Below are 15,727 nucleotides of genomic sequence, written 5' to 3' on the forward strand. Positions count from 1 at the left end.
GTACTCGGTCGCCGAGACCTCGACCACGGTGGCGTCCGTCTCAATTGATGAGACGGAGGGCGCCTCGGCGTCGCCGCCGCAGGCGGACAGCGCTGCTGCGAGCGTGAGGACCGCGATCGCGGTCACGGGGCGGGACGGGGACAGGCGCATCGTGACCTCCTGACCGGACCACGGTACGTCCACATCGTGGACCGTGACCGTAACGATTCGGTCACGTCGTACGGGGCTTTCGACGGCGAAGGTTTCAGGAATGTAAAACATCGCCCTCCGTCGGCGATCCGGCCCGGGCGTCGTGCCAGGATCCTGTGCCACGACCGGCGCGCGCCGAGCCGGCGGTCGACATCCACTCGAGGAGGGCAACACCCATGCGGAACCCGTCCCACCTGCGCCGCGCTGCCGTGGTCTCCGGCATCGCCGTCACGGCGCTGACGCTCGCCGCCTGCTCCGGCGGCGACTCCGACTCCGACGCGAGCGGCGAGCCCGCCGACGGCGGCTCGACCAGCGAGGCGCTGATCGTCGGCACCACCGACAAGGTCACCACGCTCGACCCGGCCGGCTCCTACGACAACGGCTCGCTCGCGGTCCAGACCCAGGTCTTCCCGTACCTGGTCAACACGGACTACAACAGCACCGACGTGGTCCCCGACCTCGCCGAGACCGCCGAGTTCACCTCGCCGACGGAGTACACGGTCACGCTTCCCGAGGGCCTCACCTGGGCGAACGGCAACGCGCTCACCTCCTCGGACGTCAAGTTCTCCTTCGACCGCAACCTCGCGATCGCGGACCCCAACGGCGCGTCGAGCCTGCTCTACAACCTCGACAGCGTCGAGACGCCCGACGACACCACCGTGGTGTTCCACCTCAAGACGGCGGACGACCAGGTCTTCCCCTTCATCCTCACGAGCTTCCCCGGCGCGATCGTCGACGAGGAGGTCTTCGCGGCCGATGCGATCACGCCCGACGCGGACATCGTCGCGGGCAACGCCTTCGCCGGCCCGTACACGATCACGTCGTGGGACTTCAACAAGACGGTCGAGTTCACGCCCAACGAGTCCTACCAGGGCCTCCTTGCGGCCCCGGTCAACGGCGGCGTGATCCTCAGCTACTTCGCCGAGTCGTCGAACCTCAAGCTCGCCGTCCAGGAGGGCGACATCGACGTGGCGTACCGCTCGCTGTCGGCGACCGACGTCGAGGACCTCTCGGGCAACGACGCGGTGCAGGTCATCAACGGCCCCGGTGGCGAGATCCGCTACATCGTGTTCAACTTCGACACGCAGCCCTACGGCGCGGCGACCCCGGAGGCCGATGAGGCCAAGGCGCTCGCGGTCCGTCAGGCGGCGGCCGACCTGATCGACCGCGACGCGATCTCGGAGCAGGTCTACAAGGGCACCTACACGCCGCTCTACTCGTACGTCCCCGAGGGCTTCGCGGGCGCCACCGAGTCGCTCAAGGAGCTCTACGGCGACGGTGCGGGCGCCCCGGATGCGGACAAGGCCGCCCAGACCCTCGCCGACGCCGGCGTGGAGACCCCGGTCAAGCTGAGCCTGCAGTACAACCCCGACCACTACGGCCCCTCGTCCGGTGACGAGTACGCCCTGGTCAAGTCGCAGCTCGAGGCCAGCGGCCTGTTCGAGGTCGACCTCAAGTCGACCGAGTGGGTCCAGTACTCCGAGGACCGCACCGCCGACGTGTACCCGGCCTACCAGCTCGGCTGGTTCCCGGACTACTCGGACGCGGACAACTACCTCACGCCGTTCTTCCTCACGGAGAACTTCCTGGGCAACCACTACTCGAACCCCGACGTGGACGAGATGATCCTCGCGCAGGCCGTCACCACGGACCCCGCCGAGCGCACCGCGCTCATCGAGGAGATCCAGGACACCGTCGCGGGCGACCTCTCGACCCTGCCGCTGCTGCAGGGCGCGCAGGTCGCGGTCGCGGGCTCCGACGTCTCGGGCGTCACCCTCGACGCGTCGTTCAAGTTCCGCTTCGCTCCTCTGACGAAGTAGGGCATCGTGCCGATGGGGCAGCCGGCCAGCCGGCTGCCCCATCGGTCTGCCCATCCCATCCCGGGAGAGTGCTCCCGGAAAAGTGAGGTACCCCATGTCGACGACGACTGACGTCGCCGCGGGCGCGGTCTCCGGACCGCCGCCCGCACTCGCACCCAAGGTCGCCCGCGGCGGCGGATTCGGACGCTACGTCCTGGTGCGGCTCCTGCTCATGATCCCGACGGTGCTCATCCTGGTGACGCTCGTCTTCTTCCTCATCCGGCTCACCGGCGACCCGATCACCGCCGCGCTGGGCGGGAGGCTCCCGGCCGACCAGCTCGCGGAGCGGATCCACGAGGCCGGCTACGACCGTCCGCTGATCGTCCAGTACCTCGAGTACCTGGGCCAGATCCTCACGCTGGACTTCGGCAACACCATCACCGACAACCAGCCGGTCACGACCGTGCTCGCGGAGTACGGCGCGGCGACCCTCGAGCTGGTGACCTACTCGCTCGTCGTCGCGTTCCTCATCGGCATCCCGTTCGGTCTCATCGCGGCCGCCAACCGCGACCGTTGGCCCGACGCCGCCCTGCGCGTGAGCGCCATCTTCTTCTACGCGACGCCCGTGTTCTTCGCGGGCCTGGTCGCCAAGCTCGTGTTCTCCGTCTGGCTCGGATGGTTCCCCGTGTCGGGCCGCGCGGGCGTGCGCACCGAGCTCGCGCTCGGGCGCGAAGGCGGCACCGGCATCTACCTCATCGACGCGATCCGCAGCGGCAACGGCGAGTACGTGTGGGACGTCCTGTCGCACGCGGTGCTCCCCGCGATGACGCTCGGGCTGCTCACCGCGGGGATCTTCCTGCGGCTCGTGCGCACCAACGTCATCGGCACCCACAACATGCCGTACATCGACGCCGCGCGCTCCCGCGGGGTCAGCGAGTCCCGCCTGCTCCGCACCCACGCCTACCGGCCGGCGCTCATCCCGATCATCACCGTGATCGGCCTGCAGATCGCCCTCATGCTGGGCGGCGCGGTGCTCACCGAGACCACCTTCGAGTGGCAGGGGCTCGGCTTCCAGCTCGCGAAGTACCTGCAGGCGCGCGACTTCGTCGCCGTCCAGGGCATCGTCGCCCTCATCGCCATCATCGTCGCGCTCGCCAACTTCATCGTCGACATCATCGCGGCCCTGATCGACCCGAGGGTGAGGTACTGACATGGCAGGCTCCCGCCTCCTCGGCCGGCTGCCGGTCGTCCACCAGCTGCGCCAGGCCGTCGGCCTGCAGCGCGGGATGCTGGTCGCCGGGCTCGCGCTCACCGGCGTGTTCCTGGTCCTCGCGACCCTCGCACCCGTCCTCGCGCCCTACGGCTACTCCCAGCTGTCGGACGAGTCCGGCAACTTCGGCGCCCAGCAGGCGCCCTCCGCCGAGCACTGGCTCGGCACCACGGTAGGCGGCTACGACGTCCTCTCGCGCGTGATCTGGGGAGCGCGGACCGCGCTGCTCGTGATCATCGTCGCGGTGCTGCTGTCGGTGTTCGTGGGCATCCTGCTGGGGCTCGTGTCGGGCTACCTGGGCGGCTGGGTCGACCGGGTGCTGGTGGTGGTCGCCGACGCGATCTACGCCTTCCCGACGCTGCTGCTCGCGATCGTCGCCGCGATCGCGATCTCCGGTGGCCAGTCGGGCCTGTGGTCTGGCGTCTTCGCGGCCGCGATCTCGATCACGGTCGTGTTCATCCCGCAGTACTTCCGCGTGGTCCGCGCCGAGGTGGTCAGGGTGAAGGCGGAGGCCTTCATCGAGTCGGCCAAGGTGATCGGCGCCTCGACCCCCCGCATCATGTTCCGCCACGTCCTGCGCAACTCGACGCGCACGCTGCCCGTGATCGTCACGCTCAACGCGGCCGAGGCCGTGCTGACCCTCGCGGCGCTGGGCTTCCTGGGGCTCGGCATCGAGCCGACGTCCGCCGCGGAGTGGGGCTTCGACCTCAACAAGTCCATCAGCGATGTCGCCGCGGGGATCTGGTGGACGGCTGTCCCGCCGGGCATCGCGATCGTCCTCGCCGTGCTGGGCATCACGCTCATCGGCGAGAGCCTCAACGACCTCGCGGACCCGCGCCTGCGGGCGCGCCGCCGGGGCAAGGGCACGCCGGCCGATGCGGTCGCGCAGTCGGAGCCCGTCGCCCGTGAAGAGCTGGGAGAGGTGCAGTGATGGCAGGCGAGAGCACGAACGCGGTCGAGATCCGCGATCTCAACGTCACCTTCGCGACCGACGGCGGCGATGTGCACGCCGTGCGCGGGGTGAGCCTGGACGTCCGCCCGGGCGAGGTGCTCGCGATCGTGGGCGAGTCGGGCAGCGGCAAGACCGTCACGGCGCGCACCATCCTGGGGCTGCTGGGACCCACCGCGGTCACCGACGGCGCGGTGGTGGTCTCCGGCACCGATGTGGTCGAGCTCGACGCGTCGGGGCTCCGCCGGCTGCGCGGCGAGAAGGCGGCGATGATCTTCCAGGAGCCGTCCATGGCGCTGAACCCGGTGTTCAGCGTCGGGTGGCAGCTCGCGGAGGGCCTGCGCGCGCACGGCCGCATCTCCAAGGCGGAGGCGAAGGCCAAGGCCGTCGCCATGCTCCGGCGCGTCGGGATCCCGGAGCCCGAACGGCGCGTCAACGACTACCCGCACCAGTTCTCGGGCGGCCAGAAGCAGCGCATCGTCATCGCCATGGCGCTCGCGATGCAGCCCGCCGTGATCATCGCGGACGAGCCCACCACGGCCCTCGACGTGACCGTGCAGGCCGAGATCCTCGCGCTCCTGCGCCAGCTGCGCGATGAGGAGGGCACCGCGATCGTGCTCATCACCCACAACATGGGCGTGGTGGCGGATCTCGCGGACCGCGTCGCGGTGATGCTGCACGGCGAGGTCGTCGAGACCGCGCCGGTCGCCGACATCTTCGCCGCGCCTCAGCACGAGTACACGCGACGGCTGCTCGATGCCGTGCCTCGGCTCGAGGCGGCCGACCGGCCGCCGCTGCCGGAGGACACCCCGGCGCCGCTCGTGGTCGCCAAGGACCTCATCATCGAGTACCCCGGCCGCTTCGGCCGGCGCTCCACCTTCCGTGCGGTGCACGAGGTGAGCTTCTCGATCGCGCCCGGCGAGGTGCTGGGCCTGGTGGGCGAGTCCGGCTCGGGCAAGTCGACCATCGGCCGCGCGATCGCGGGCCTCACCCCCGTCGCGGGAGGCTCGCTCCAGGTGCTCGGTACCGAGATGCTGGGGGTCAAGGAGCGCGAGTTCCGGCTCAAGCGGCGTGACATCGGCTTCGTCTTCCAGGATCCGGCCACCAGCTTCAACCCGCTGCTCACCATCGCCGACAACGTCGCCGAGCCGCTCATCGTGCACGGGCAGGCCAAGCGGCCCGGCGACGCGCGCGGCAAGGTCGACGAGCTGCTCGAGGCGGTGCAGCTGCCCGCGGCGTTCGGGGACCGCTACCCGCATGAGCTCTCGGGAGGGCAGCGTCAGCGGGCGTCGCTCGCCCGCGCGCTCGCGCTCGACCCCAAGCTCCTCATCGCGGACGAGCCGACGTCTGCCCTGGACGTCTCGGTGCAGGCGCGTGTGCTGGAGCTGTTCATCGAGCTCCAGGAGCGCTTCGGCTTCGCGACGCTGTTCATCAGCCACGACCTCGCGGTGGTGGACATGCTCGCGGACCGCATCGGCGTGCTGCACCGCGGCCGCCTGGTCGAGGAGGGCACGGGTGCCGAGGTTCTCGGCGCGCCCAAGGATCCCTACACGCAGCGTCTGCTGGCCTCGCTGCCGGTGCCGGACCCGGTCGAGCAGGCGAGGCGCCGCGAGGAGTGGGCGGCGCTCAGCGGCTGACCGACGCCCCTCCCTCCGCCACTCGGGACGCTCGGTACTGGGGCCCTGGCGCCACCAGTACCGTGCGTCCCCGCGATGCGCTTTTCGGCGCGGTCACCAGGACGGGTGACCGCGCCGAGCCGAGCCGCGCCGAGTCGAGCCGAGGCGCGGGACGGGGCGGGCCCGGCCTGAGCCGGCTCAGTCCCCGGAGCCCGCCTCCAACCCGGTGCGGATCGCGTCCATGACGGATGGGTCCGCGAGGGTCGTGACATCGCCGGTCGGGCGGTCCTCGGCCACGTCGCGCAGCAGCCGCCGCATGATCTTCCCGGAGCGCGTCTTGGGCACCTCCGACACCACCAGGATGGTGCGCGGCTTGGCGAGCGAGCCGATCTGCCGGCGCACGTGCTCGCGCAGCGCAGCGGCCACCTCCTCGCCGTCCGACGGCAACCCGTGGGCGTCGCCGCGGACGATGACGAACGCCACCACGGCCTGCCCGGTCACCTCGTCCGAGGCGCCGACCACCGCGGCCTCCGCGACCCAGGGGTGCGCGACCAGCGAGTGCTCGATCTCGGTGGTGGTGAGCCGGTGGCCCGAGACGTTCATGACGTCGTCGACGCGCCCGAGCAGCCACAGGTCCCCGTCGACGTCCTTCTTGGCGCCGTCGCCCGCGAAGTACATCCCGTCGAAGTGGTTCCAGTAGGTGGAGACATAACGATGCCGGTTGCCCCAGATGCCGCGCAGCATCGACGGCCACGGCTCGGTGATGACCAGGTACCCGCCCTCGCCGTTGCCGACCGGACGCCCCGCATCGTCCACCACCTCGACGCTGATGCCCGGGATCGGCGTCATCGCCGAGCCGGGCTTGGTCGAGGTCACGCCCGGGAGCGGGGAGATCATGATCGCGCCCGTCTCCGTCTGCCACCACGTGTCGACGATGGGGCAGCGGTCGCCGCCGATGACGCGGCGGTACCACATCCAGGCCTCGGGGTTGATGGGCTCGCCCACGGACCCGAGCAGGCGCAGCGAGCTGAGGTCGTACTGCCGGGGGATCGCCTCGCCCCACTTCATGAACGTGCGGATCGCGGTGGGCGCGGTGTAGAGGATGGTCACCTTGAACTGCTCGACGATCTCCCACCAGCGGCCCTCGTGCGGGGTGTTGGGGGTGCCCTCGTAGAGCACCTGGGTGGCGCCGTTGATCATGGGCCCGTAGACGATGTAGCTGTGCCCCGTGATCCAGCCCACGTCGGCCGTGCACCAGTAGACATCCGTCTCCGGCTTGAGATCGAAGACGATGCGGTGCGTGTGGGCGGCGCCCGTGAGGTAGCCGCCCGTCGAGTGCCACAGCCCCTTGGGTGTGCCGGTGGTGCCGGAGGTGTAGAGGATGAACAGCGGGTGCTCGGCCTCGACCCACACGGGCTCGTGCTCGGCGGGCTGCGGGTCCACCGCATCGTGCCACCAGACGTCGCGCCCCTCGGTCCAGGCGGTCTCCTGGCCGGTGCGCCGCACCACCAGGACGTGCTCGACGGAGGCGCAGGGCTCCGGGTGCGCGGTGCCCTCGCCGTGGCTCGCGAGGGCCTCGTCGACCAGCGGCTTGAGCGCGAGGTGCTGGCCCCGGCGGTTGCCGCCGTCGGCGGTGATGACCAGCTTCGCCTCGGCGTCGTCGATGCGCTGGCGCAGGCTCTCCGCGCTGAAGCCGCCGAAGACCACCGAGTGGATGGCGCCGATGCGCGCGCACGCGAGCATCGCGACCACGGCCTCGGGGATCTGCGGAAGGTAGATCGCGACGCGGTCGCCCGTGCCGACCCCGAGGCTGAGCAGGCCGTTCGCGGCCTTCTGCACGCGCTCGTGGATGTCCGCGTACGTGAGGGTCTGGGTGTCGCCGGGCTCGCCGACGAAGTGGAAGGCGACGCGATCGCCGCGTCCCTCGCGCACGTGGCGGTCGACCGCGTTGTCGCAGGCGTTGAGCGTGCCGTCGTGGAACCAGCGCGACACAGGCGCGTCGGACCAGTCGAGGATCTCGGTGAAGGGGGTCTTCCAGGCGAGCCGCAGCGCGGCCTCGCGCCAGTACTGGAGCCTGTCGACCCCGGCCTTCTTGTACTCGTAGGAGGTGGCGTTCGCGTGCGCGGCGAACGCGGCGTGCGGCCGGAAGGACCGCGACTCGTGGTGGAGGTTCTCGAGGGTATGGGCGACGTTGTCCATGCGCGTCACCCTAGGACGTAGGTCCCGGGCGTGTGAAGCGTTTGTTAGATTGCCTGGTAAAGACCGGTCTCGATGCTCGCCGCGCGGATCGCTCGTGTGCATGCGACGCTGGACCGATGAGCGCTCCAGAGGGATTCGACTACCGCACCCGCACCAACGGCGAGGTGCACATCTTCCATCACGGCAAGCTCGCGAAGATGCTGCGCGAGGGGCCGGCGGAGGACTTCCTGGCGGCCGTCAAGGACGGCGACGCGCAGGAGGCCATGGCCGCCGCTGTCGGCAACGACGGTCAGGGCGGAGGGGTGCAGGGCTCGGCGACCGGCCCGGGCACCCACCTGCACGGCAACGGCACGGCGCATCCGCATCAGGAGTTCCGTCGCAAGAGCGGCTGAGCGCGCCGCTCGAGCGCGCTGTGCGGGCTACTCGACCGTGAACTCCGCCGCGAGCGAGAAGGCGACGGCGGGCGGGACGTCCGCGATGTACTCGACCGGCACGGCGCGCTCGAGCGCCTCGGCGAGAACGTCCTCCGGGACGTCGCAGTTGCGCGACAGCAGGTTGCCCTCGGCGTCGAGCTGGTCGGTGCAGTGCTCCTGGACCAGAGGGTCGTCGTAGAGCGCCGTGTAGCCGGCGTTGTACTGGAGCCCCGCGAGACCCGTGATGCCCTCCTCGGAGAGCACGCGTGCGATCGCGGCGGGCTCGCCGAGGATGATCGGGGACCACTGGTACACGCGGTACGTGCCGGGAGTGAGGCTTGCGTGCTCCGCGTTGAACGCCGCGGTCTCGTCCTGCTTGGCGGTGATCTCGTCCTCGGTGGCCGTCGACCAGTCGAAGCCCTCCCAGATCTCGTTCAGCTCGTCCGCGACATCGCACAGCGTGGCGCCGGTGAACTCGACGTTGCTCTGGGTGAGGGTGGTCTCGCCGGGCGTGGCGACGTAGTACTCGGGCACGAACTCCGCGCCCCATCCCGGCGTCACCACCACATCGTCACGCGTCACGATGATGCTGCCCTCCGAGGCGAGGAAGCCCAGCCCTGCCGTCTCGGTGGTGTACCCGGGCACCACGGTGACCGTGTCCGTGCCCGCGACCTGGCGCAGCGAGGCGTCGACCTTGGGGAGGACGCCGTTCGCCTGGTCGGAGGAGGGCGTCCACGTGTCGCCGCACGCGGGGGGCTCGAACAGGCCCTCGACGGACGCGTCGACCTCGGACACGCGGAACGTGAGGTCGACGGTGTCGCCGCTCGTGGCCGCGGCGCTCGGGCTCGCGGTGCTCGGCGACTCGCCCGTGGCCTGCGACGCCTTCCATGCCTTCACCCCGAACCACCCCGCTGCGGCGGAGGCGACGGCGACCACGAGTGCCGCGAGGGCGAGAAGGAACTTGCGCATGGATGTCCTCGGCAGGGGTGGGCTCAGCCCTCCGTCGACGCGAGGGGGCTGTGGCGAGGATACGTCATCTGCGCGGCATGTCCGATGCGGCTCGCCCGGGCCCGGGGGCCGGCGGCAGGGCCGCCGCGGGGGCTTGCCCGGGGACCCGCGCGGGAGCCGCGGGTGCGGGCTCCAGGATCAGGAGGTCGCGGCCGCCACGCTGTCCCAGAGCCACCCGGCCCCGAAGCCGAGCGCGAGGCCCATCACGCCCACGAGGGCGCCCATCAGCGTCTTGTTCATGAGTGCCCCCGATCGATACCTGTCACCCGGAGCGTGCGACGGTGACGGCCGTCTCGGCAGCGGGTTCCCCCTGAGGGGACGGTACCGCGCTCAGGCCTCCCGGTCGCGGCGAGCGGCCAGTGAGAAGCCCCACAAGGTGACAAGTGCCACAGCCACGATGCCGACCACGACGGCCGGACGTGTCCGTGCGTGGGAGCGCAGCCCCACGGGACGGCGGAACACGAGCATCCCCCACCCATGGCGGCGTGCGGCCCGGCGCATGGTCCTGTCGGGGTTCACCGCGAAGCCGTGACCGACGGCGTCGAGCATGGGCGCGTCGGTGATCGAGTCGGAGTACGCGTAGGAGCGCGAGAGGTCGTAGCCGTGCTCGCGCGCGAGGTCCCGGATGGCCTCCGCCTTGGCCGGGCCGTAGGCGTACGACGAGATCTCGCCCGTGAAGCGCCCGTCCGCCACCTCCATGCGCGAGGCCACCACGGCATCGGCGCCCAGGAGCCTCGCGATGGGCTCGACCACCTGGTACGCGGACGCGCTCACGATCACCACGTCGCGGCCGTTCGCCTGGTGGCGGTGGATGAGGTCGAGCGCCTCGCGGTACACGATCGGGTCGATGTGCTCGTGCAGGGTCTCCGCCACGATCCCCTCGACGTGCGCGACGTCCCATCCGGCCACGAGCTCGCTCAGGGCGTCGCGCAGACGGGAGGTCTGCCTCTCATCCGCGCCGCCCACCTCGAAGAGGAACTGCGCGAAGGCGGTGCGGAGCGCCTTGGTCCGCGTGATGAGGCCACCCTCGAAGAACGAGCGCGAGAAAGCCATGGACGAGGACCTCGCGATGATGGTCTTGTCCAGGTCGAAGAACGCCGCGCTGCGGGGCGATCCGGTTGCCTCCATGGCGTCACTCTAACGGGGTGCGCCGACGGCGCCCGGCGGGCCGATGCGCACAGGCCTGCGCCGCCTGGACGCGGTCCACGGCGAGGCGCCCGGTGCCCGCGCGCGCCGTCGACCCGGACCACCGTGGTCCCCGTGACCTCCCCCACCGACGTCCTCGCGCCGCTCCTCGCGCTGCCCGGCGTGACGGACGTGCTCGTCCACGATCCCGCGTCGGCGTGGATCGACCGTGGCGGCGGGCTCGAACGCCGCCCCCTCGGGCTCGCCGGTCCCGAGGAGGTGCGCGAGCTCGCGGTCGCGCTCGCGGCCTCCGCCGGCCGGCGCCTGGACGATGCGGAGCCCACCGTGGACGCCCGCCTCGCCGACGGCACGCGGCTGCACGCCGTGATCCCGCCCGTCGCCGACGGCTGCACCGCGATCTCCCTCCGCCGCGTGCGCGAGGTGCCCTTCGCGCTCGCGGACCTGGTCGCTGCGGGCATGCTCGGGCGCGAGCTCGCGGACCTGCTCGCGGCGCTCGTGCGGGCGCGCGTGCCCCTCCTGGTGTCGGGCGGCACCGGCGCAGGCAAGACCACCCTGCTCGCCTCCCTGCTCGCGCTCGTGGAGCCGACCGAGCGCATCGTGCTGATCGAGGAGGCGGGGGAGATCGCGGTGAGCCACCCCCACGTGGTGCGCCTGGTCGAGCGTAGGCCGAACGTCGAGGGCGCGGGCGGCATCGCGCTGGCCCGGCTGGTCCGCGAGGCGCTGCGCATGCGTCCGGACCGGATCGTGCTCGGGGAGTGCCGCGGAGCCGAGCTCCGCGAGGTCCTCGCGGCGGCGAACACGGGCCATCGCGGATCCCTCACGACGGTCCACGCGAACTCCGCCGCGGACGTCCCGGCGCGGCTCGCCTCGCTCGCGATGCTGGCGGGGCTGACGGCCGCGCAGCTCGCCTCGCAGGCGGGGGCGGCGTTCGCGGTGGTCGTCCACGTCGAGCGAGGCGCCGCGGGCCGTCGCGTCGCGGAGGTCGCACGCCTCGAGGCGGCGGGACCGGAGCTGCGGGTGGCGACCGCGGCGGTGCCGGACGGAGCCTCCCTGCGCTTCGGGCCCGCGTGGATGGGGGTTCGCGCGCTCGCGGAGGGCCGCACCGCATGAGCGAGGGCTGGGACGAGTCCCTGCCCCGCGTGGTGGGGCTGCTGCGCGCGGGCCTGCCCGTGGCGGAGGCATGGGAGCGGGCCGGGGTCGCGTTGCCGTCGTCCCCGGCGGGCGGTCTCGACCGTGCGGTCGCGGCGGCCGCGGACCTCGCCGCGCGCACGGGTGCTCCTCTCAGCGCCATGCTGCTCGCGATCGCGCGCGCCGCCGCGGACCGGCGGGAGTCCGAGGCGCTGCGCCGTGCCGCGCTCGCCGGGCCCCGCCTGAGCGCGCGTGTCCTCTCCTGGCTGCCGCTCGCGGGAATCGGGCTCGGCGCGCTCGTCGACCCCCGGACGCTCGGCGTGCTCGCTGCGACACCTCTCGGGTGGGTGCTGCTCGCGCTCGGCGCGATGCTGACGTGGGCCGGACGCGCCTGGACGCGACGCATCGTCCGTCGTGCCGAGGGCACGGGTGGGGAGCACGATGCGGTGGTGGCGGCCGCGGCGCTCGTGGGTGCCGCGCTGGGGGCCGGAGCGCCGGTCGGGGATGCGCTGCGCGCAGTCGGGGAGGCGTTGGGGGAGCCGGGCCTCGGCGAGGTCGCGCTCGCACTTCCCGGTGCGGGCGGCCGTCCACCTCCGCCCGGGTCGCGCTGGGAACCCGTGGCGCGCGCTGTGCTCCCCGCGGTCGCGGCCGGTGCGAGCCCCGTCCCATCCCTGATGGCGGTGGCCGAGACGGCGGCACGGCTGTCGCGCACGGAGGCCGCGGTGGCCGCGGGCGAGCTGGGGGTGAGGGTCGCGCTGCCGCTCACCCTCTGCCTGCTGCCGGCCTTCGTGGTGGTCGGGCTGCTTCCCCTGCTCGTCGCGGTGGTGGGAGGGACGCTCGGGGGCGCGACAGGTCGCGGTGGCTAGGCGGGAGGGGCGGCGATCCGCGTCCAGCCGTCGCATCCGTCGGAGCGGAGCTGCTGCCCGGTCTCGAGCACCAGCTCGTGATGCTCGCCCTGGGACAACCCGAGCTCGACGATCTCCGCGAGCTCGTCCCGCCAGTGCGTGTCGACCTCCCAGCCGCACCACTCGTCGGGGTCCTCGGGATCGCCGGTGCCGTTCGCGCGCCAGGTCCCGGGCGCGAGGTCCTCGCCGACCAGCCAGATGCCGTCCCCGATCGCGGTGGGGGCCTGCTCGGGGCCGGCGAACAGCGTCGACTCGTCGACCAGGTCCCAGCGGCCGCACCTGAGCGACACCACGCTCTGGCCCTCGACAAGGGTGAATGTCGGGCGGCCCAGATCGTTGTTGCCCGCCGCGACGATGCCGTCGAAGGCGCTGGTCCCGCCTTCCCTTACACGCCACTTGCACGAATGGTCGAACAGCGCGCCGCGATCGCCGTCGTCCTCGATCTCGAGCGCGCCGGTGCGGTAGGTGCCCGGGGCGATATCGACCCCCGCGACCAGGTCCTCCGCATCGAGCTCGCCCATGCCGGCATCGTCGAAGGCCGTCGGCAGCCCCGAGGCGGGATCCGTCGGAAGAGGCGAGGCTGCGGCGACCGCGCCGGTCGGCGTGGGCGACGCCGACGTCGCCGGGGGCGCGGAGCCTGCGGAGGAGCAGCCCTCGAGGGCGAGGGAGGCGATGATGACCGGAAGGATTATCAGGGACGATGCGCGCGCTCGCATGGACGGGACTCTAGCGGGCGCTCTCCGGCCGGGCCTCCGTGGTGTCGGGCGCGGGCTCGACGTGGACGAGCATGTGGGGCACGCGCGTGAGGAGGAGCCACACGGGAAGCACCGCGATGCAGAGGATGGGCAGCACCGTCGCGGAGCCGCAGATCAGGGCAGCGCCGAACAGCGCGATCCATCCGTCGCGGCCGATCGCGAACAGCACGCCGAGGACGCCTGCGGCCACCGCGAGCGTGAGCGACATCCCCGGCACGACGGCATGCGCGAGGAGCCCGAACGCGACACCCGTGAAGAGCGCGGGGAAGATCCGTCCGCCGCGGAAGCCGGAGGCGCCCGAGACCACGATCGCCGCGAGCTTGACCAGCACGATCACCACGAGGGCGCCGATCCCGTACTCCTCGCGCTCCGCGAGGATCTCGGCGGTCTGCTCCGCGCCCTTGAACATGGTGATCTGACCGCCGATGAGGGCCAGCGCTCCCAGCACGGCACCGCCCACGGTCGCGTAGGCGACGGGGTGGCGCAGCCTGCGTGCGAGCCGGTGCGCGGGCGTGAAGGCGTAGGCCGCGAGGGCGCCGACGGCGCCTCCCGCGGTCGCGACCACGGAGGCCGTGAGGAGGTCGATCCAGCCGGGCTCGTAGTCGGGCAGGCCCATGTCCCAGCTGGTGCCGCCGAGCAGGTGGTAGGTCATCGCGCCCGTGCCGGCCGCCACCAGAGGGGCGAACAGCCGGTCCCACAGCTGCCCCGGCTGCGCTCCGCCCATGACCGAGGTGAGCACCAGCGCGGAGGCGACCGGCGTGCCGAGCATCGCTCCGAGCATCGCCGAGGTCGAGATCATGAGCACCACCGGCACCGGGACATCGGGGAGCAGGCGCCGGTACGCGAGCACCGCGAGGCCCGTCGCGATCATGATGATCGGCCCCTCGGGGCCCAGGCTCACCCCGCCCGCGAGGCCCAGGATGAGCGCGACCGCGACCCCGGGAAGGGTGCGCAGGGGGAGAGGGGTGGAGACCAGGTCCACGGTCGCGGTGTCGTGACCACCATGGCCGGGCGCCTTCCACAGGGTGAGCCCCACGAGCGCGCCGGTGACGGTCAGGATCAGCGCGGCCCACCAGCGGGCCTCGCCGTCGACGCCGAGGGCATGAGGCAGCGAGTCCCACCACACGTGGTGGAGACCCTCCGCGATCGCGTCCACCCCGAACAGGATGAGCGCGCCGGCGACGCCGAGGATCGCGGCGGGGACCGCGCTGCGCGCGAGCGCCCCAGGTCCCGGGCTGGCGTGCTGCGACATGGTCCCCCTTGGGTGCGAGGCGGAGCGCGGCGATGCTCCCTGACGGCCACTCTAGGGCGGTCCGATGTCCCCAGGCCCGGTGGCACGGGATGTTCTCGCAGGTTCGCGAGCGTCCCGGCGCGGCTGTCGCTGCGGTCGCGCACGGTGGAAGCCCCACGAGAAAGGAGCCCCCATGGACCGCAGGGACCTGCGAGACGACGAGGGCATGGCGACGGTCGAGTATGCGCTCGTGACCGTCGCGGCGGCAGGCTTCGCCGGCCTGCTGGTGATCATCCTCAAGTCCGACGAGGTGCGCGAGCTGCTCGTCGGCATCGTGCGCAGCGCGCTCGGGGGATGAGGCGGCGCGGCGACCGCGGCTCGGCCGCGCTGGAGCTCGCTCTCGCGCTGCCGGCCGTGGTCGTCGTGCTCGCGTGGCTGCTCGCCGCCGTCCAGGCAGCGGCCGTGGGGGTGTCGCTGCCCGCCGCCGCTCTCGCGGGCGTGCGGGCCGCCGCGGTGGAGGGTGACGATGCCGGCGCCGCCGCGGCGCGGCGTGCGGCGGGTGGGACGGCCGAGGTCGCCGTCGCGCGCAGCGACGGCTGGGTCGAGCTCACGGTGGTGGTGGACCTGGGCTGGCCCTGGGGTGCGCGGTCCGCGCGGGCTGCGCTCCCGATCGAGGGTGCGGCGGGGTGAGGCGCCGCCGGGACGATGCCGGCGCGGGCACCGTGCTCGCGCTGGCGGTCGTGATCGTCGTCGCGGGGGTGGTGATGCTCCTCGCGGCCGGTGTCGCGCGCATCGGTGACCGGTCGCGCGCACAGGCGGCTGCCGACGCGGCCGCGATCGCGGGGGCCACGGTCACGCGCGCCGCAGCGGCGCGCGGTGCGACGGCTCCCGCCGATCCCGCGTGCGCCGCGGCTGCCTATGCGGCGGCCCAGGCAGGCGGAGGCATGGTCCGCTGCGAGGTCGACCCCGCGGGCGACCTGGTGGTCGCGGTGGAGTCCGGCGACCGGACGGCGCGGGCGCGAGCGGGATGGAAGGGTGTCGGCGGCGGCCCGGGCTGAGGGGGGTCGGGCCGCCGCCGACGGTATTCCTGACACCGGACGGCTGAGGGATCGTGCCGCT

At 72.5% G+C, this 15,727-nt stretch carries 15 protein-coding genes; 10 read left to right on the plus strand and 5 right to left on the minus strand.

Going from position 1 to position 15,727, the window contains the following annotated elements:
* The first annotated feature begins 365 nt into the window (after positions 1 to 365).
* The 4 genes from AOM00_RS13820 (at position 366) to AOM00_RS13835 (ending at position 5,844) form a co-directional block, all read left to right on the plus strand.
* Entirely contained in the window at positions 366 to 2,009 is a 1,644-nt protein-coding gene (locus tag AOM00_RS13820; RefSeq protein ID WP_062518355.1) for an ABC transporter substrate-binding protein, read from the plus strand.
* 94 nt (positions 2,010 to 2,103) lie between these two features.
* The gene (locus AOM00_RS13825) at positions 2,104 to 3,198 is read left to right on the plus strand and encodes an ABC transporter permease (RefSeq protein ID WP_062518356.1); all 1,095 of its coding nucleotides are present in this window, start codon (positions 2,104 to 2,106) and stop codon (positions 3,196 to 3,198) included.
* A 1-nt stretch (position 3,199) separates the two neighbouring features.
* The gene (locus AOM00_RS13830; protein ID WP_062518357.1) at positions 3,200 to 4,189 is read left to right on the plus strand and encodes an ABC transporter permease; all 990 of its coding nucleotides are present in this window, start codon (positions 3,200 to 3,202) and stop codon (positions 4,187 to 4,189) included.
* Positions 4,189 to 5,844, plus strand: a complete 1,656-nt coding sequence (locus AOM00_RS13835) for a dipeptide ABC transporter ATP-binding protein (RefSeq protein ID WP_062518358.1) — start codon at positions 4,189 to 4,191, stop codon at positions 5,842 to 5,844. Before AOM00_RS13830 ends, AOM00_RS13835 begins: the two co-directional genes overlap by 1 nt.
* A gap of 177 nt (positions 5,845 to 6,021) precedes the next feature.
* Here the strand turns inward: AOM00_RS13835 and acs are convergent, their stop codons facing one another.
* Positions 6,022 to 8,022 carry an acetate--CoA ligase gene (gene acs / locus AOM00_RS13840; RefSeq protein WP_062518359.1) on the minus strand — a complete coding sequence of 667 codons (2,001 nt, stop codon included), beginning with the start codon at positions 8,020 to 8,022 and terminating at the stop codon, positions 6,022 to 6,024.
* A 116-nt stretch (positions 8,023 to 8,138) separates the two neighbouring features.
* Between acs and AOM00_RS13845 the strand changes: the two genes are divergently transcribed.
* The gene (locus AOM00_RS13845; RefSeq protein WP_062518360.1) at positions 8,139 to 8,414 is read left to right on the plus strand and encodes a hypothetical protein; all 276 of its coding nucleotides are present in this window, start codon (positions 8,139 to 8,141) and stop codon (positions 8,412 to 8,414) included.
* Between the two features lie 27 nt (positions 8,415 to 8,441).
* Here the strand turns inward: AOM00_RS13845 and AOM00_RS13850 are convergent, their stop codons facing one another.
* Positions 8,442 to 9,404, minus strand: a complete 963-nt coding sequence (locus AOM00_RS13850; protein ID WP_062518361.1) for a hypothetical protein — start codon at positions 9,402 to 9,404, stop codon at positions 8,442 to 8,444.
* Between the two features lie 369 nt (positions 9,405 to 9,773).
* On the minus strand, positions 9,774 to 10,571 hold the full coding sequence (locus AOM00_RS13855) for an HAD family hydrolase (protein ID WP_062518362.1): 798 nt from the start codon (positions 10,569 to 10,571) through the stop codon (positions 9,774 to 9,776).
* Between the two features lie 132 nt (positions 10,572 to 10,703).
* Between AOM00_RS13855 and AOM00_RS13860 the strand changes: the two genes are divergently transcribed.
* Together AOM00_RS13860 and AOM00_RS13865 are read left to right on the plus strand one after the other, a co-directional pair.
* The gene (locus tag AOM00_RS13860; protein ID WP_062518363.1) at positions 10,704 to 11,699 is read left to right on the plus strand and encodes a TadA family conjugal transfer-associated ATPase; all 996 of its coding nucleotides are present in this window, start codon (positions 10,704 to 10,706) and stop codon (positions 11,697 to 11,699) included.
* The gene (locus AOM00_RS13865) at positions 11,696 to 12,583 is read left to right on the plus strand and encodes a type II secretion system F family protein (protein WP_062518364.1); all 888 of its coding nucleotides are present in this window, start codon (positions 11,696 to 11,698) and stop codon (positions 12,581 to 12,583) included. The genes AOM00_RS13860 and AOM00_RS13865 overlap by 4 nt, the downstream gene beginning before the upstream one ends.
* Here the strand turns inward: AOM00_RS13865 and AOM00_RS13870 are convergent.
* The gene (locus tag AOM00_RS13870) at positions 12,580 to 13,338 is read right to left on the minus strand and encodes an Rv1352/Rv1906c domain-containing protein (RefSeq protein ID WP_062518365.1); all 759 of its coding nucleotides are present in this window, start codon (positions 13,336 to 13,338) and stop codon (positions 12,580 to 12,582) included. The two genes, AOM00_RS13865 and AOM00_RS13870, sit on opposite strands and share 4 nt — an antisense overlap.
* A 10-nt stretch (positions 13,339 to 13,348) precedes the next feature.
* Positions 13,349 to 14,629, minus strand: a complete 1,281-nt coding sequence (locus AOM00_RS13875) for an ion channel protein (protein ID WP_062518366.1) — start codon at positions 14,627 to 14,629, stop codon at positions 13,349 to 13,351.
* A gap of 172 nt (positions 14,630 to 14,801) precedes the next feature.
* On the opposite strand from AOM00_RS13875, the gene AOM00_RS15855 reads away from it, so the two are divergent.
* The 3 genes from AOM00_RS15855 to AOM00_RS13885 are packed head-to-tail and all read left to right on the plus strand — an operon-like array spanning position 14,802 to position 15,666.
* Positions 14,802 to 14,966 carry a DUF4244 domain-containing protein gene (locus AOM00_RS15855; RefSeq protein WP_228373513.1) on the plus strand — a complete coding sequence of 55 codons (165 nt, stop codon included), beginning with the start codon at positions 14,802 to 14,804 and terminating at the stop codon, positions 14,964 to 14,966.
* Positions 14,963 to 15,298 carry a hypothetical protein gene (locus AOM00_RS13880; RefSeq protein ID WP_062518367.1) on the plus strand — a complete coding sequence of 112 codons (336 nt, stop codon included), beginning with the start codon at positions 14,963 to 14,965 and terminating at the stop codon, positions 15,296 to 15,298. The genes AOM00_RS15855 and AOM00_RS13880 overlap by 4 nt, the downstream gene beginning before the upstream one ends.
* Positions 15,295 to 15,666: a hypothetical protein gene (locus AOM00_RS13885; protein WP_062518368.1), complete on the plus strand. Its 372-nt coding sequence runs from the start codon at positions 15,295 to 15,297 to the stop codon at positions 15,664 to 15,666. Before AOM00_RS13880 ends, AOM00_RS13885 begins: the two co-directional genes overlap by 4 nt.
* The last annotated feature ends 61 nt before the right edge of the window (positions 15,667 to 15,727 follow it).

Source organism: Demequina gelatinilytica, assembly GCF_000971115.1.
Lineage (GTDB): Bacteria > Actinomycetota > Actinomycetes > Actinomycetales > Demequinaceae > Demequina > Demequina gelatinilytica.

Bases quoted from the DNA above. Each gene is read 5' to 3' on its own strand.
- AOM00_RS13845 (WP_062518360.1), top strand. From the start codon at position 8,139: ATGAGCGCTCCAGAGGGATTCGACTACCGCACCCGCACCAACGGCGAG.
- AOM00_RS13865 (WP_062518364.1), top strand. From the start codon at position 11,696: ATGAGCGAGGGCTGGGACGAGTCCCTGCCCCGCGTGGTGGGGCTGCTG.
- AOM00_RS13880 (WP_062518367.1), top strand. From the start codon at position 14,963: ATGAGGCGGCGCGGCGACCGCGGCTCGGCCGCGCTGGAGCTCGCTCTC.
- AOM00_RS13855 (WP_062518362.1), bottom strand. From the start codon at position 10,571: ATGGAGGCAACCGGATCGCCCCGCAGCGCGGCGTTCTTCGACCTGGAC.
- AOM00_RS13835 (WP_062518358.1), top strand. From the start codon at position 4,189: ATGGCAGGCGAGAGCACGAACGCGGTCGAGATCCGCGATCTCAACGTC.
- AOM00_RS13850 (WP_062518361.1), bottom strand. From the start codon at position 9,404: ATGCGCAAGTTCCTTCTCGCCCTCGCGGCACTCGTGGTCGCCGTCGCC.
- acs (WP_062518359.1), bottom strand. From the start codon at position 8,022: ATGGACAACGTCGCCCATACCCTCGAGAACCTCCACCACGAGTCGCGG.
- AOM00_RS13830 (WP_062518357.1), top strand. From the start codon at position 3,200: ATGGCAGGCTCCCGCCTCCTCGGCCGGCTGCCGGTCGTCCACCAGCTG.
- AOM00_RS13825 (WP_062518356.1), top strand. From the start codon at position 2,104: ATGTCGACGACGACTGACGTCGCCGCGGGCGCGGTCTCCGGACCGCCG.
- AOM00_RS13820 (WP_062518355.1), top strand. From the start codon at position 366: ATGCGGAACCCGTCCCACCTGCGCCGCGCTGCCGTGGTCTCCGGCATC.
- AOM00_RS13870 (WP_062518365.1), bottom strand. From the start codon at position 13,338: ATGCGAGCGCGCGCATCGTCCCTGATAATCCTTCCGGTCATCATCGCC.
- AOM00_RS15855 (WP_228373513.1), top strand. From the start codon at position 14,802: ATGGACCGCAGGGACCTGCGAGACGACGAGGGCATGGCGACGGTCGAG.
- AOM00_RS13875 (WP_062518366.1), bottom strand. From the start codon at position 14,629: ATGTCGCAGCACGCCAGCCCGGGACCTGGGGCGCTCGCGCGCAGCGCG.